The organism is Lysinibacillus sp. NPDC093197 (genome assembly GCF_044754025.1).
Taxonomy (GTDB): domain Bacteria; phylum Bacillota; class Bacilli; order Bacillales_A; family Planococcaceae; genus Lysinibacillus.
In genome coordinates this window covers 58,420-74,356 of record NZ_JBIVOH010000002.1, presented here as the reverse complement: position 1 = coordinate 74,356, position 15,937 = coordinate 58,420, and the positions used below count along the sequence as shown (strand labels likewise).

Here is a 15,937-nt window from a genome sequence, read left to right as displayed (position 1 = left end):
GGCTAACTAATTAAGGAGGGATTTTTTTGACGATTGAACAGCAATTTTTTAATGAGTTTCGTTTAATGTACCGCCCGTTTACGAATCAACTCAACAAGCAGTTGGAACAATATCAATTATATAGCTCTCAGTGGGCAGTTTTACGCTTCTTAATTGATAAAGGTCCCCATTCACTAGTTGAAATTGCGAACTTTATGTCGATTGAAAAGCCTAGCGTAACGAGGCTTGTACAAAAGCTAGTAGATCTTGGTTATGTGGAGACGGTGGCTGGGAAAGATAAGCGAGCAAAAGTTGTACAATTAACGCCATATGGTGAAAAAAACGTGGACGACATCCAGGAGCATATAAAACCTTTTTTAGAAAAAGCATTAGCTGGTGTATCACAACAGGATATTGAAATTGCTTCTCGGGTTTTAGCCAACATAAGCAAAAACATTCATCAGTAGGAGAGGAAACAAGTGGAAGCAACTAGACAGAAACTATGGACAAAAGACTTTTTAATCGTTTCACTCATCAATTTTACGATTACGTTAATTTTTTATTTATTGATGGTGACGATAGCTGGCTATGCGGTGGAGAAATTTGACGCATCGACAAGTACAGCAGGGCTAGTGTCGAGTATTTTTATTATCGGGACGTTATTTGGACGTCTTGGCACAGGACGCATTATCGGTGATTGGGGTAGTAAAAAAACATTATTTTGTGGATTATTATTATTTATGTTATCTACGATGTCTTATTTTATCGCCTTAAATTTACCATTCCTTATGCTAAATCGTTTAGTGCAAGGGATAGCGCTAGGTATAGCAAGTACAGCAACAGGGACGATTATTGCACAAATTTTACCACCAGAACGACGTGGTGAAGGGATTGGCTATTACAGCTTAAGTGCTATTTTAGCAACGGCAATTGGTCCATTTATCGGCATATTATTAACGCAGTTATTTGAAGATTATCGAATGATTTTTGCGGTAGATTCAGTATTAGCAATTATTTGCTTTATGATGTATTTTATTGTGAAAGTTCCAGGGGCACCTAAAAATGCGAACGCCGCTGCAGAGAAAGCGGGCTTCAAGCTATCTAACTTTATTGAAATGCGTGCATTACCGATTGCCTTTGTAGCGCTTGTTATTGGCTTTGCTTATTCAGGTGTGATGTCGTTTATGACGTTCTACGCTAAAGAGCTTAATTTGGTAACAGCAGGTAGTTATTTCTTTATCGTTTATGCAATTGTAATTTTAGCTACTCGTCCGTTTACCGGAAAATTACTCGACTCACGAGGAGCAAATATTATTATTTATCCTTGTCTTGTGTTATTTGCAATTGGTATGTATGCATTTAGCTCAGCGACAAGCACTGGTGTATTTTTAATAGCTGCTGCTTTTATTGGAATTGGTTATGGTAATTTCAACTCTGTAGCACAAGCGATAGCTATTAAGGTTACACCAAATGAACGTTTAGGGTTAGCAACTTCAACGTATTTCATTTTATATGATTTAGGATTAGGGATAGGACCTTATTTCTTAGGGTTTTTTGTTCCGACAATGGGATATAGTGCCATATTCTTAGCGATGGTAGCCGTTATTTTTATTTCAATCGTGCTCTATTATTTCTTATATGGTAAAAATGAAAAGATAAAACAAGTCAATATTTAGTAGTTTAGAATCATTATATTGTAGAAAAAACGTCTTTTTGCTAGTTGGAAATAAAATTCAACTGCGAAATGACGTTTTTTTCTTAATTTAAAAATACTTCTTGCAATCAAATATGATAATGATTATCATTCACGTTAGAGACTAATTCGGGAAGTAGGTATTAAGCATGAAAAATAAATCATTATTGTCAGTATTAGTAGCAGGTGGCATCCTTATGGCGGGCTGCGGAAATACTGAGGAAGTAAAAAAAGATGAGAAACCAGCAACAGAGCAAGCGGATCAAACGATAGCGGTAGATTTATCTACTGAACTATCAGCCTATCAACAATTTGCATTAGAACAAATGGATCAATTTTTGTTAAGTACAGAAAAGTTTGTGAACCTGTTCAAAGCAGGTGATATTGAAGGCGCGAAAGCAGCATATGCACCAGCACGTATGTATTTTGAGCGATCTGAACCAATTGCAGAGAGCTTCGGTGATCTTGACCCACGTATTGATGGACGTTTAGCGGATATCGAAGAAGAAGGTAAAGGCAAAGAAGAATGGACAGGCTACCATAAGCTTGAGTATGCACTTTGGGTAGAAAATAAAACAGAAGGCTATGAAGCGGTGGCAGACCAGCTGCTTGCTGACGCGAAAGAATTACATGCACTCGTTCAAACAGTAGAAGTGACACCAGATGTAATGATTACAGGTGCTGTTGATTTATTGAACGAGGTATCTACTTCAAAAATTACTGGAGAAGAAGAAATTTATTCACATACAGACCTATATGATTTTAAAGCGAATATTGAAGGTGCAGAAAAAATCTTTGAAATTCTTCGTCCAAAATTAGAAGCAAAAGACAAAGAGTTAGTGGCAACGTTAGATGAAAAATTCAAAGCAGTGGATGATTTATTAGCTCAACATGCAACAACTGATGGGGGCTATATTTCTTACGAAGAATTAACAGAAGAAAATACAAAAGCACTTGCAGCTGCGGTGAATCAATTAGGTGAACCATTAAGTCAAATGGGAATTATTTTGGAGTGATAAATAATGACATCGTCAAAAGATGAAAAATGGATCGATAAAAAAATATCGCGCCGTGAAATGTTAAAGCTAACAAGCATGGGCGTGGCCGGTATTGCTATTGGTGCTTCTGGCTTTGGTGGTGTGATGAAAGCGATGGGCTATGATGTTTTCGAGCCTGTCGCAGATAGCTCAACAGCAAAAAACAAAGTTAATTTTTATGGAAAACATCAGTCGGGCATTTCTACACCCGTTCAAAAACATATTTATTTTGCTTCTTTAACTGTCCTCGTGTCATCAAAAGAAGAGCTACAAGAGTTGTTCAAAAAATGGACACCTCTTGTTGTCCGTTTAATGAATGGTGAGTTAATAGTAGATTTAACAACAAATACACGAGTGCCGACAGGTGATACAGGAGAAGCAGAAGGTTTAAATGCTTCTAATTTATCGATTACTGTCGGTGTAGGCCCTTCTTTATTTGATAAGCTCGGCATGGCCCATTTAAAGCCTGCTGAATTAGCTGATTTGCCACATTTTCCAAAAGATCAGCTACAAAAGGAATTTACAGGCGGGGATCTTTGTATTCAAGCGTGTGCTGACGATCCACAAGTGGCGTTCCATGCTGTCCGCAATTTAGTGCGTGCTGCTTCCGGAAAAGTGGAAATTAAATGGTCACAAGCGGGCTTTAACTCATTTCCAGCAGAGGGAGGCACGCCTCGCAATTTATTCGCATTCAAGGATGGCACAGTCAATCCTTCAATATCGGATGAACAAGACTTGAATAAAGTCGTATGGGTAGATAAAGGCTGGTTAAAGGGTGGCTCCTATTTAGTTGCTCGAAAAGTTCAAATGCATCTTGAAACATGGGATCGTACTTCTTTGAAGGATCAAGAAGCAACGTTTGGGCGCTATCGCGATAGTGGTGCCCCATTAGGTAAAACGAAGGAATTTGATGATTTTGATATCGAAGCAAAAGATAGCAAGGGCGAGTATATTATGCCTGATACATCGCATGTGCATTTAGCACGTAAATCTGGTGCCCGCATATTACGTCGATCTTATTCATACGCATCAGGTGTAATGTCGAATACGGGTGCGCACGATGCAGGACTAATATTTATCTCTTTCCAAAAAGATCCAGCACAATTTACAACGATTCAAAACAGTTTAGGGCGAATGGATAAAATGAATGAATATATTACCCATCGAGGCAGTGCGGTGTTTGCTTGCTTCCCTGGAGTACAAAAGGGGAGTTACTTAGGTGAAGCACTTTTTAACGCGCTGTAGCATTATCATATGCTTATTACTGACACTTGCAGTACCTGTGCAAGCAGCGCAATCTTACAGTCACTTATACATTTCGATTAGTGATGCGCTAATGAATACAAAGCAAGACAAGGAAGCAGAAGCAAAAGATGCACTTGAACAATTCGCAACAGATTGGTCTTCTGTATCATCGGACCAAACTGAGGCGAAAAAAGAAGTCGATAAAATACTCGACCAAGCAGTAAAGGCTTCTTCTAAAGAAGAACGTTTAACGGCATTGTCTGCACTTTCAAATGCTTTGCGCGCGTTAGAGAAGCTTGAAAACCCTGTGGATGAAGCGGCACAGCGAGCAGAATTTGGACAAAAGTTTAAACCTATTATGAAAGCATTTGAAGAAGCTTTGGCAAGCGGTGATGTAGCTTCAATTAACGATGCTTATAAAGATTTTAATGCGAAGTGGAAAAAAATTGAACGTCCTGTACGTGAGCAAAGCATAGGGATGTACGGCCAAATTGAAACGCAAATGGCTTTTATACGAATAACACTTGCTTCAGAAGAGCCTGAAGTCGCATTAATGCAATCACAATACGCTGATTTAAAGCAAACAATTGAGGATTTCGTAGCAGGTCATGATACTGCGCAAGTTGTAGAAGGCGATTACTCTTTATCAACATTAATTGCTTATATTGATGATGCCAATGATTTAATTGACGAAGGCAACTACAAAGCGGCATCCGATAAAATCCGAGAGTTCATCAAAATATGGCCGAGTGTAGAAATCGATATTTCAACTCGTAATGGTAGTCTTTATACAAAGATTGAAAGTGATATGCCGATACTAGTAAGTGACTTATTAAAGTCACAGGTAGATGTTAAAGGCATTAAAAGTAAGCTTGATCAATTCCGAACTGAAATTGAATTAATTCAAGGAAATTCAGATTATACTATTTGGGATTCAGCATTAATTTTACTACGTGAGGGCTTAGAGGCATTATTAATTATTTTAGCATTAGTGTCATTTTTAAATAAATCTGGGCAAAAATCGCTGCGTAAATGGATTTATGTAGGAGCATTAGCTGGAATATTAGTATCAGCGGTAGCTGCCGTATTAATGTCTACGATTTTCAACTCAGCAACGGTGGATACGAACCGAGAAATGATGGAAGGTTATGTAGGTCTTGTTGCTGCTGCGATGATGATAGGTGTCGGTATTTGGCTACATAGTAAATCAAGTGTCGCAAGCTGGAACCGTTATATTTCAAAACAAATGGGCAACGCCATTTCAAGTGGATCGGTATTTGCGATGGCATCTGTTAGCTTCTTATCGGTGTTCCGAGAAGGGGCAGAAACACTTGTTTTCTATGCTGGGATTGCCCCAAAAATGGCGACATCTCAATTTATACTTGGTATTATCCTAGCACTTATCATTTTAGCGGTAATAGCCATTGTATTATTTAAAGCGAGTGGCAAAATTGCCATTCATAAGCTTTTTGCCGTGGCAACGGTGTTAATTTATGTGTTGGCATTTAAAATTATCGGTGTCAGCTTGCATACATTGCAACTTAGAGATAGCGTGCCAACGACAATCGTTGATGGACTACCGGTTATTAGCTTTATTGGTTTCTATCCAACTGTTGAAACAATTATTGGACAAGCTATTTTACTTGTGCTCGTTATAGCGACTATTCTTTATAAAAAGAAACAAGCGAAGTAATAAAAGGGACAGATTGAAGAGAAAGATTCTTCTAATCTGTCCCTTATTTTTGTAGTATATTATGCCAATGTGTCGGCATGGTTAAATAAAAAGGTAGTTTCGTTTCGCGATTACCAACTGCTGAATTAATTTGCATTTGCGTTAAAAACATCGCAGTAGAAAGATTTGCCCCGCATATATTGGCATCACGTAAATCAGCACCAATAAAATCAACCCCTCTTAAATCCGCATTTTGCAGGTTTGTCGCAATTAATAATGCGCCTCGCAGATCAGTTGCTCTTAAATCTTTGCTTTTTAAATTTTTCCCCATCCAATCGGCACCTCGATAATTCGTTTTTCGACCACTGTGTTTACCGAATGTGTTTACTACAAGCTCATTGCGAATTAGTTCACTTGTCTTTAACAATAAGTCATTAACAGGTAGTCGAATATGAGGGATATCAATAGCTAACGTTGCTTCTACGTCTAGTTTAGTGAGGTGTTGCAAGTTCTCTAACTGTGCATGTAATTTATCGTATAAGCGCTGTGACAGCGCATAAGACATTGCCTCTGCTACATAGGCAATCATTTCATATAACTGTTCCATAATCGGGAATATCCGAAACATTTTATTAGCAATTTCAGGATTATTGCGCCAACCTTGTCTATGAAACGTCGATTGTGAAACCCATTGCCCTGCACCTAAACAATCGTATACGGTGCATCCTTTAAAGCCTTTGTTTCTAAGCTCACTATGAATTTGACAGCTGAAGTTAGATTGCAAATTCATACATGGTGTGCCAGCTGGTTTATGAATAGCGAAATCGCTTGATTCAACTATATTTAGTGCGGTACAGCATAAGCCAAAACAGTTTCGACAATCGGCTTGCATGCTCTTACGTAGATCATTTCCAATAGAATTTCCGATTTTTAATACTTCTGACATTGTCTTTTCCTCACTTATATTCTAAATTCATTTATAATTTTACCATTAAATAACTTTTAATAGGTATTCTTTAGGTGATTAATAAACGCATACAAAAGTGGAGCAGGCTGACAGCAAGTAAATTTCTTGAAAAATGTCTATTTTTGAAACATTGTGTCGAATGTGATACTCTTTTTCATAAGGTATCGACTTTAGTGATACCATTAATATTTAATAGAATGCAAATTTTTAACAAAGTAGTGGTGAAGGAATATGGGGGTAACAGTAAACGATTTGCTGCAATTACCATCATTTAGAGGAGCAGATGTATTAACAGGTCGAAATAATCTTAATCGAACTGTTTCCTCTCTATCTGTTTTAGAAGTTTCAGATGGAGATTTTTGTTCGAAGATTGTCCAAACAGTGCAAGAAGAGTGGTATGCAGAAGAACTAGTGATCAGCTCTTTTTTTTCCATTCGAGATAGTGTGGAAAAACAATGTAGTACCATTCAATATTTACATGACCTAGGAGAATTGGGTTTAATATTATATTATGTTGGTATCGTTTTGCCAGAAATCCCAAAGGAAGTACTGCAATTAGCAGATGCTCAAGATTTTATTATTATTTGTATGCCTAAAAATGATTATTCACTAAGGTATAATGAAGTCATTTATGAAGTGATGGAGACAATCATTAGTAACCAAGCGGTCAATGATCATTTCGTGAAGGAAACATTGGAGAAGGTTTCGTTGCTACCAGAGCATTTACGCAGTGTAGAAATTACACTGAAAATGTTATCAGATCGCCTGAAAGCGAATATTGTGCTGACGAATACGAATTTTGATATTGTCAACCAAGTGATGTGGCCTAGAAATTCTTCCTTAGATGTGTCCAAAGTCATCGAAGAATTTTCCAAAAGTTTAGTCAATCAGGACAAGGGGGAGCTTGAGCTTTTAAATAATGATATTACTTGCGTTATTGAATATAAAAGCGTCCACCAAAAAAATGGCGAACTGCTGTATTTATTCCTTATTAAAGAGAATACGAAATTGCCTGCAAAGACAATTGAAAAAATTAGTGAAGTGGTACAAGTGGCAATTAACCTATGGGGAGATAAACATGATGATGTAAGTGAGTATGCGTTGGTCAAAGCGATTATTAATGATGAAAGTGATAAAATGCGCAGATTGGCAAATGTACTTCATATTGATGTCTCTGCTGTGCAGATGATGTGGTTAGTTACGATCGATGATTTAACAAAAGAAAAAAGTATTCGAGATGAATTGGATGAACAACTTTCAAAATATTACAAAACAAGAGTGATTCAATGTATTGATCATTGCATCATAGTTCTCTTAGGAAATTGTTTATATAAATATAACGAATTTGAAATTGCTAGTGAGTTTATTCAGACGACAAGTTATGACGCACAAATTGCTAAAATTGTGTATTCACCGAAAATGAAAAATACGAAAGCAGTAAGACAAATGTATCAGTTAGTGAATCAAGTCGGCGAAAAGGTCCATGCCATATTTCCATTGCGGAAATTGTATACCGCAGCTGAAATAAGATCCATAAAGCGGGCGATTGATTTAAGTAAACAAGGGGAAGAGATGATTGAAGAATACTTGTCAGCAATTGAACCTATTTTGAATGATGAGGAGTCGTTAAAAACTTTAATGACGTTTCTCCTAGATGCAAATGGTAATTTTGATGACTGTAGTAAGATTTTATTCATTCATAAAAATACTGTAAAGTATCGCATAAAAAAAATAAGTGAATTGATTGGCAGCGATGTCACTATCTACTCTGAATTTTACGATGTCTATATGGCATGTATGCTCTATCGTTTAATTAATAATTAAAATAATCTGGAATTTTGTTCGAATTGACAAAATTTCAGATTATTTTTTTTATTTATGAAAAAGACGTACCATTCCCTTCTCTCTTATAATTAGATTCATTCAAGAAACAAGGAAGTATAAGGAGGGAGTATTATGAGAAACGAAGGCAATGAACAGTCCTGGTATAGTTTAGGTATTATTTGGGCTGGTGCGATGATTTGTATCCCAAGTTTACTAGTAGGGAACACGCTTATTTCGAGTATGAGTTTACCGATGGCACTGGCCGTAGCACTAGTTGGCTATACGATTGTTGTTATTATCATGGTTTTGCAAGGGATGCAAAGCAGTGACTTAGGAAAGCCAACCGTCCATATCGCAGGACATGTATTTGGTAAAACAGGATCTCGCACGATTTTGTCTATTATATTAGCCATCGCTTGCTTGGGCTGGTTTGGTATCCAGGCCAATGTTTGTGGGGTAGCGTTAGCGAATTTGTTAGCGCATTTTAATGTGAATGTACCAACGCCATTCGCTTCTTTCCTTAGTGGGTTGGTAATGGTGATTTCAGCGATTTATGGAATGAAAGTACTACGTGTATTAAGTTATATTGCAGTACCGTTATTAGTTGTAATTTGTGTATTTGGTTTAGTACAAACATTGACGGGAGATCATCTACAAATCATTTTGGACTATAAACCGAAACAAACGATGAGCTTTATGGATGGATTAGCTGTAACGATTGGTTCGTTTGCTTTAGGAGCAGTAATAGCTGGTGACTATTCGCAATTTTCCAAAAAACGTGCGGATGTTTTTAAAGCAGCTACATTCGGCATTATCCCTGCTGGCATTTTAATGATTGGCGTAGGGGCTGTGTTAACAATCGCTTATCAAACAAGTGATATTACTGCTGTCTTTTTAAATATTGCAACACCATTTATTGGCGGTGTGGCGTTAATTTTAGCGACATGGAAAACAAATTTGGTCAATGCCATTTCAGGAGGAATTGCTCTTATAAATGTTTTTAACGTTTCTAAGGAAAAAGAAAAAGTGGCAATTGGTATTGCCGGAACAGTTGGGACATTATTGGCTGTAGTAGGGATACTCAATTACTTTACACCGATTATGTCAATATTATCAGCGATGATTCCTCCAGTTGCGGGCGTTATGATTGCTTCATACTGGTTTATGAATAAAGGTGATAAAAATAGTTGGCATGAGGTAGAAGGGGTCAATCGTTTAGGTGTATTTTCATGGTTAGCTGGCGCAATTATTGCTAGTGCGCCTGTAATTTTATCCTTATTCCCTGAATTACCACAAATACCAAATCAGCCTTTAATCGGGATTGTCATTTCATTTGTTATTTATTACGTAGGGCATCGGTTAACTGGACAAAAATCGATAATATTGGAGGAAAATAGATGAGATATTTAGATAAAGAAGCAATTGAAAATATTGCGATTGGCGCAGCATTTTTAGGCACTGGCGGAGGCGGAGATCCTTATATTGGAAAGCTTATGGCGCTATCTGCTATTGAAAAAAACGGGCCTGTCAAATTGTATTCAGTAGATGAAATAGCAGATGAGGACTTTTTTATTCCCGCTGCAATGATGGGAGCACCTTCTGTTTTAGTCGAGAAGTTCCCACGTGGTGATGAATTCGTGAAAGTTTTCCAAAAGCTTGCTCAATACTTAGGAAAAGAGAAAATTGCTGGTACGTATCCAATGGAAGCCGGTGGGGTGAACTCGATGATTCCGATTGTCGTAGCTGCACAACTTGGGTTACCACTTATTGATTGTGATGGCATGGGTCGTGCCTTCCCAGAATTGCAGATGGTGACATTCCATTTAGATGGCATTTCAGCAACACCGATGGCGATTACCGACGAAAAAGGGAATATTGGTATTTTTGAAACAATTGATAATAAATGGACAGAGCGTTTAGCTCGTACAGCGACAGTAGAAATGGGCGCAAGTGCTTTAGTGAGCTTGTATCCTACAACTGGTGCACAAATGAAGAAAAGCGGTGTGCATCACATTATCACACTTTCTGAAAAAATTGGGGAAATCATTGCATCCAAAAATAAGGAAGTAAATGACAAGCTACAAGAATTGCTAAACCTCGTTTCAGGCTTTGAATTATTCCAAGGTAAAATAGTTGATGTCATTCGAGAAACGAAGGGTGGCTTTAACCTAGGGAAAATGAATCTTGAAGGCATTGATGCTAATAAAGATGAACAGATGAAAGTCCATTTCCAAAATGAAAATCTGCTAGCAGAAAAAAATGAGCAAGTCGTTGCGATGACTCCAGATTTAATTTGTTTAGTAGATTATGAAACATTATTACCTGTAACAACAGAAAGTTTAAAATACGGTAAACGTGTACGTGTCATTGGTCTGCCTGCTAATGAAAAATGGCGCACAGCAAAAGGAATTGAAACAGCAGGTCCAAAATACTTCGGCTATGAGTATGATTATGAGCCAATCGAGGAAATTGTGAAAAAGGGGGTAACTGAGCATGTATAAAATCGGAATTGATGTAGGTGGAACAAATACAGATGCCATCCTTTTAGATAACAATAATAAGCTTATTCATAGTGTAAAATCACCAACAAGCTTAGATATTAAAACAGGGATTGAAACATCTTTACGAAATTTACTGCAAGATTTAGCAATCGATAAAACACAAATTAGTCATGCGATGTTAGGTACAACACAATGTACGAACGCTATTGTAGAGCGTAAAAAACTCGCTAAAGTAGGTGTGATTCGCCTCGGCTATCCTGCAACTGCATCCGTATTGCCATACACTGCTTGGCCGAAAGATATGGTTGAAAACCTATCTGGCAATTATGCTTTAGTGCATGGTGGTTACGAATATGATGGGCAAGTATTAGGACAGCTTGACGAAGATGAAATTCGATCACTATTAGAGGGCTGGCGACACCAAGTAGAGTCAATAGCCATCGTTGGGGTCTTTTCATCTATCAAAAATGATCAAGAATTGAAAGTCCGTGATATTATCCAACAAGTATATGGTGAAGAGTATCCAATTTCTTGTTCTTCATTGATTGGGTCAGTTGGGTTAATTGAACGTGAAAATGCAACAATTTTAAATGCGGCGCTTTGCAAAGTAATTGAAACAACGACACAAGGCTTCGTACATGCATTGCAAACAGAAGGGATTTTTAATGCGGAAGTGTATTTATGTCAAAATGATGGAACGTTGATGTCAATCGATTATGCAAAACAGTTCCCAATTTTAACAATTGCTTGTGGACCGACGAACAGTATACGTGGTGCATCTTATTTGTCACAAATTAAAAATACGATGGTGTTGGATGTTGGCGGAACAACTTCTGATATTGGTGTCCTACAAGATGGATTTCCAAGAGAATCGTCTGTCGCTGTAGAAGTAGGGGACATTCGTACAAACTTTAGAATGCCAGATATTATTTCTGTTGGACTAGGCGGAGGTAGTATCGTCCGTGTCAATGATGGCAAGATTACGGTTGGCCCTGATAGTGTAGGCTATAAAATTAGCCAAGAGGCACTGGTCTTTGGGGGCGACACACTGACAACAACAGATATTGCGGTTCGTTTAGGTCTTGCAGATGTAGGAGATCGTAGTTTAGTAGCTCATCTTGATGAAGCATTTGCCAAAGACGTACAAAAAGAAATGGCGTCGTTACTTGAGCAGGCCATTGATAAAATGAAAACTTCTTCAGAAGATGTGCAACTCGTTTTAGTCGGTGGGGGCAGTATTATTGTGCCTGAATCGTTACGAGGGGTAGCTAAAATTATTAAAAATGAACATGGTAGTGTTGCCAATGCAATTGGTGCATCAATTGCTCAAATTAGTGGGCAGTATGAACAGATTTATATTTATGCTAAAGAACCACGTGAAGAATCTTTGCAAGATGCACAAAATAAAGCAGTGAAGCAAGCGGTATTAGCCGGAGCTCTTGCTGAAACAATTGAATTAGTCGAAGTGGAAGAAACGCCACTTGCTTATCATCCAGAAAACGCAACAAGACTAAAAGTAAAAGTTGTCGGTAAAATGGCGTAAAGAAAAAGAAGAGCCTTTAAATAGGCTCTTCTTTTTTATTTTAAAATTGTTTGAGTGCCTGGCACTGTATTTAACAAAATACCCAAAATCAAATTCCTTCGATTATAACACCTGTGTATTTACTAATATTTGCATGGACAAGACACAATACTTATAAAAGTGATTACCATAGAGCAGGCACATCGCCTATTATTTCGATTAAAAAATCTTAACTATTATAATTGGTGAAAAAATAAGAAACTTAGCTTTGATTGCGGTAAACTAAAAGAGAATATAGAGTGAAAGAGTGATGGTATGCTACAGGTAAATGTGGAGGATTCAAGTTTAATATTAGAGGGTGGAACGTTTCGTACATTGTTTACATCCGGTGTATTGGATGCTTTTTTAGAGCATGACATTATGATGCCCTATGTAGTAGCCATTTCAGCAGGTGCAATCAATGCTTGCTCCTATGTGTCACAGCAAAAGGAACGATCGTTACGTGTATTAATGGATTACCGTCATGATAAGCGGTATATGGGCATAAAAAATTTCCTTAAGGAAAAGAGCTTATTTGGCTTAGATTTTGCTTATAATGTTATTCCAAATGAGCTAGATATTTTTGACTGGGATACGTACAAGCAATATGACGGGAAATTACTTTTTGGCGTAACGAATGCAGCAACAGGGCAAGTTGAGTATATGGATGCACGAGAAATGGATCGACAATGTATGATGTTGCGGGCAACTTGTGCTATACCTATTCTTTTTCCGGAAATTAAACTAAATAATACGGCCTATTACGATGGTGGTTTAGCGGAGCCAATTCCGATAATGCATGGTGTCGAAAATGGTTTTAAAAAGCATGTACTTGTGTTAACAAGACCTAAAGGTTACCGTAAACAAATGGATCGCCAAAGCAAGTGGGCTATGAAACTACTAGCAAAACGTTATCCTAATTTGGTGAAAAGCATGCAAAAACGTGCAGACCATTATAATGCTTCTCTTGATTATTGTGAAAAGTTGGAGGCACAAGGAAAAGCGTTTATATTCCGCCCAACACAAGCACTTAACAGCTTTGAGAAAGATACGGTGCAAATGCGCAAAAATTACGACATGGGGTATGAGCAAGCTATGCAACAAATCGATGCTTTGAAGTACTTTTTACAATAATTGTAGAAAATCGATTTCAGATTAGAGAGTGCCTTACATGTTAAGGTGCTCCTTTGTCCTTTTTAGCCGTAACAATACTAACCTATATAGTTTGAAAGGTTTCAAGTTACACAATAATTTCGTTATAATGAATGAAAAACTAAAAGAGGCATTGTCTATGGAAACAGAATGGTTACGGACGTTTATCGTGGCAGCGGAAACCGAAAATTTTCGTGAGACGGCAGAAAGATGTTTTATTACACAATCGACAGTATCGAAACATATTCAGCATTTAGAAAAGGAATTGCAAACACCGCTGTTTGAACGGCAAGCAAAACATGTAAAATTAAATTACATCGGGGCACACTTTTTACAGCAAGCCAAAGAGATAGTGGCAACCGTTGATGAAGCATTACATAGTACACAATCTTTGAAAAGTGGTTTTACTTCAAAATTAACGATTGGCGTAGCACCACAAATTGCGAATTCTACATTACCAGCTGTAATTGATTATTTTCAACAGCAAAAACCTGCAATTCAGCTCTCAATTGAATTGTTAAAGTCCAATGAAATCGGAGAAGCGGTATATGCAGGAGCTGTCGATATAGGTATCTCGAAACTGACGTCCACACGAGCTATCCATATGGAAATGCTTGCCGAAGAGCCACTCCAATTGATCGTACCAATAGGCAAAAAATTTACCGATCCTATGACACTTTTACAGCAAGAAACGATTTTAATCCACGAATATGCGCCATATTGGCAAGAGGTCCAGCAAGTACTACAACAATTGCCGAGCTATAAAAGTATGCAAATTAATCAAACAGAAGTCATCAAAAATTTTGTCAAGCAAGGTTTAGGGATTGCTTTTTTACCAAAAAGTGTAATTGAAGCTCCCTATCAAGAGCAATTGCTTCATAGTTATTCAGTAAAAGAGTTTTCACATATTGTTTCAAATACTTATTTTTTATGTAAATATGTAACTGCAGATATTGAAGCATTTTTGGCTGTTTGTTATGCCATTTATAAAAACAATTAGTTTAGCGGACCATTACTAGGATTGAAGGTGATACAAGCATGTATAGTTTGATGTCAGAAATTAGTCGCTTCGTTAGTAGTCCAATTACTTTATTTTTAAGCTCCTATGAACATTCCCCACTAATTATAGCGTTACTTTTAGGGTTAGTTGGCGCCCTAGCACCTTGTCAATTAACTGGCAATATGAGTGCTATTACTTTCTATGGTAATCGTACGATTCAAATGAAAAATAATTTCGGGGAAGTAATATTTTTTATCATCGGTAAGGTCGTTGTGTTTAGTATAATCGGATTATTTGCATGGCTATTTGGTCGATCATTTGAAACGTCAATGACTAGCTATTTTCCAATTTTTCGAAAGTTAATCGGACCAATTATGTTGTTGACTGGTTTTGTCCTAATTGGCATCTTAAAATTCAAATGGCTGCATCAACTGTCAACACGTATCCCGCTTGTATTAAAAGAAGGAAAGTTTGGTTCATTTATAATGGGTGCATGTTTTGCCATTGCTTTTTGTCCTACGATGTTTGTGCTATTTTTCGTTTGGCTTATGCCGACAGTCGTTACAACTTCATATGGCTTTATTTTGCCAGCGATTTTTGGCATTGCGACCTCAGTACCATTAATCTTAATGCTGACACTTATCCATTTGTTTGATACAAAACGCCTTATTATGAAAACAAGTATGAAAATGGGAAGAGTAATACAAATCGTAGCAGGTATAATTTTAATTATCATTGGTGTAACGGATACGATTACATATTGGGGCTTTAATACATGAGAAAGGTAAGTTGAATGTAGGGACAAGCATAAGCAACATAGCAGTAATTTAAATAAGTATAAGAAGAAAGTAGGTAACTATGATTTACGCTATTATATTATTTATCGTAGCAGGTATTGGCGAAATTGGAGGGGGTTATTTAATTTGGCTTTGGCTAAGGGAAGGTAAACCTTTTTATTGGGGTATTTTTGGGGGAGTTGCATTAGCATTATATGGCGTTGTTGCAACCTTTCAATCATTCCCAACCTTCGGTAGAGTCTATGCAGCATATGGAGGTGTCTTTATTGTGCTTTCCGTATTGTGGGGCTGGGGAATAGATAAGCAAAAGCCAGATATGCTAGATTTAGTTGGAGCTGGCATTTGTATAGTAGGGGTCATGGTTATGCTATGGCCTCGTTCGTAATAAGAAACGGAGACAATGAGAGAAAGTGTAAGATTGACTACAATCAATCTTACACTTTTTTTGCTATGGCATTGATGTTCGCTACGGCAGTGCTTTCCGCGGGCACACCTAAGCCTCGCTAACG

14 protein-coding genes are annotated in these 15,937 nt (G+C 37.4%); 13 read left to right on the top strand and 1 reads right to left on the bottom strand.

What is annotated here, in order from left to right; translation table 11 throughout:
• Positions 1 to 26 precede the first annotated feature (26 nt).
• The 5 genes from ACIP9G_RS06250 (at position 27) to ACIP9G_RS06230 (ending at position 5,647) form a co-directional block, all read left to right on the top strand.
• A complete protein-coding gene (locus tag ACIP9G_RS06250) occupies positions 27 to 446 on the top strand; it encodes a MarR family winged helix-turn-helix transcriptional regulator (protein WP_401018337.1) in 420 nt (139 codons plus the stop codon).
• Positions 447 to 458: 12 nt separating this feature from the next.
• Positions 459 to 1,655, top strand: a complete 1,197-nt coding sequence (locus tag ACIP9G_RS06245; protein WP_401018336.1) for an MFS transporter — start codon at positions 459 to 461, stop codon at positions 1,653 to 1,655.
• A 166-nt stretch (positions 1,656 to 1,821) separates the two neighbouring features.
• Positions 1,822 to 2,688 carry an iron uptake system protein EfeO gene (efeO, locus tag ACIP9G_RS06240; protein ID WP_401018335.1) on the top strand — a complete coding sequence of 289 codons (867 nt, stop codon included), beginning with the start codon at positions 1,822 to 1,824 and terminating at the stop codon, positions 2,686 to 2,688.
• 6 nt (positions 2,689 to 2,694) lie between these two features.
• Entirely contained in the window at positions 2,695 to 3,954 is a 1,260-nt protein-coding gene (efeB, locus tag ACIP9G_RS06235) for an iron uptake transporter deferrochelatase/peroxidase subunit (protein ID WP_401018333.1), read from the top strand.
• Positions 3,929 to 5,647: an FTR1 family iron permease gene (locus ACIP9G_RS06230; RefSeq protein WP_401018331.1), complete on the top strand. Its 1,719-nt coding sequence runs from the start codon at positions 3,929 to 3,931 to the stop codon at positions 5,645 to 5,647. Before efeB ends, ACIP9G_RS06230 begins: the two co-directional genes overlap by 26 nt.
• Before the next feature lie 43 nt (positions 5,648 to 5,690).
• Here ACIP9G_RS06230 and ACIP9G_RS06225 read toward each other — a convergent pair whose 3' ends face one another.
• Positions 5,691 to 6,572, bottom strand: a complete 882-nt coding sequence (locus tag ACIP9G_RS06225; RefSeq protein WP_401018329.1) for a pentapeptide repeat-containing protein — start codon at positions 6,570 to 6,572, stop codon at positions 5,691 to 5,693.
• Between the two features lie 252 nt (positions 6,573 to 6,824).
• Between ACIP9G_RS06225 and ACIP9G_RS06220 the strand changes: the two genes are divergently transcribed.
• From ACIP9G_RS06220 to ACIP9G_RS06185, 8 genes are all read left to right on the top strand, one after another.
• Positions 6,825 to 8,417 carry a PucR family transcriptional regulator gene (locus tag ACIP9G_RS06220; protein WP_401018328.1) on the top strand — a complete coding sequence of 531 codons (1,593 nt, stop codon included), beginning with the start codon at positions 6,825 to 6,827 and terminating at the stop codon, positions 8,415 to 8,417.
• A 132-nt stretch (positions 8,418 to 8,549) separates the two neighbouring features.
• Entirely contained in the window at positions 8,550 to 9,818 is a 1,269-nt protein-coding gene (locus ACIP9G_RS06215) for a cytosine permease (RefSeq protein ID WP_401018326.1), read from the top strand.
• Positions 9,815 to 10,918 (top strand): S-methyl thiohydantoin desulfurase family protein, encoded by a 1,104-nt coding sequence (locus ACIP9G_RS06210; RefSeq protein ID WP_401018324.1) that lies wholly within the window; start codon positions 9,815 to 9,817, stop codon positions 10,916 to 10,918. Before ACIP9G_RS06215 ends, ACIP9G_RS06210 begins: the two co-directional genes overlap by 4 nt.
• A complete protein-coding gene (locus ACIP9G_RS06205) occupies positions 10,911 to 12,461 on the top strand; it encodes a hydantoinase/oxoprolinase N-terminal domain-containing protein (RefSeq protein WP_401018323.1) in 1,551 nt (516 codons plus the stop codon). The genes ACIP9G_RS06210 and ACIP9G_RS06205 overlap by 8 nt, the downstream gene beginning before the upstream one ends.
• 294 nt (positions 12,462 to 12,755) lie before the next feature.
• A complete protein-coding gene (locus tag ACIP9G_RS06200) occupies positions 12,756 to 13,613 on the top strand; it encodes a patatin-like phospholipase family protein (RefSeq protein ID WP_401018322.1) in 858 nt (285 codons plus the stop codon).
• Positions 13,614 to 13,770: 157 nt separating this feature from the next.
• On the top strand, positions 13,771 to 14,631 hold the full coding sequence (locus ACIP9G_RS06195; RefSeq protein ID WP_401018320.1) for a LysR family transcriptional regulator: 861 nt from the start codon (positions 13,771 to 13,773) through the stop codon (positions 14,629 to 14,631).
• A gap of 38 nt (positions 14,632 to 14,669) precedes the next feature.
• On the top strand, positions 14,670 to 15,410 hold the full coding sequence (locus ACIP9G_RS06190) for an urease accessory protein UreH domain-containing protein (protein WP_401018319.1): 741 nt from the start codon (positions 14,670 to 14,672) through the stop codon (positions 15,408 to 15,410).
• A 79-nt stretch (positions 15,411 to 15,489) separates the two neighbouring features.
• Complete coding sequence (locus tag ACIP9G_RS06185) at positions 15,490 to 15,813, top strand: YnfA family protein (protein WP_401018317.1); 324 nt, start codon at positions 15,490 to 15,492, stop codon at positions 15,811 to 15,813.
• The last annotated feature ends 124 nt before the right edge of the window (positions 15,814 to 15,937 follow it).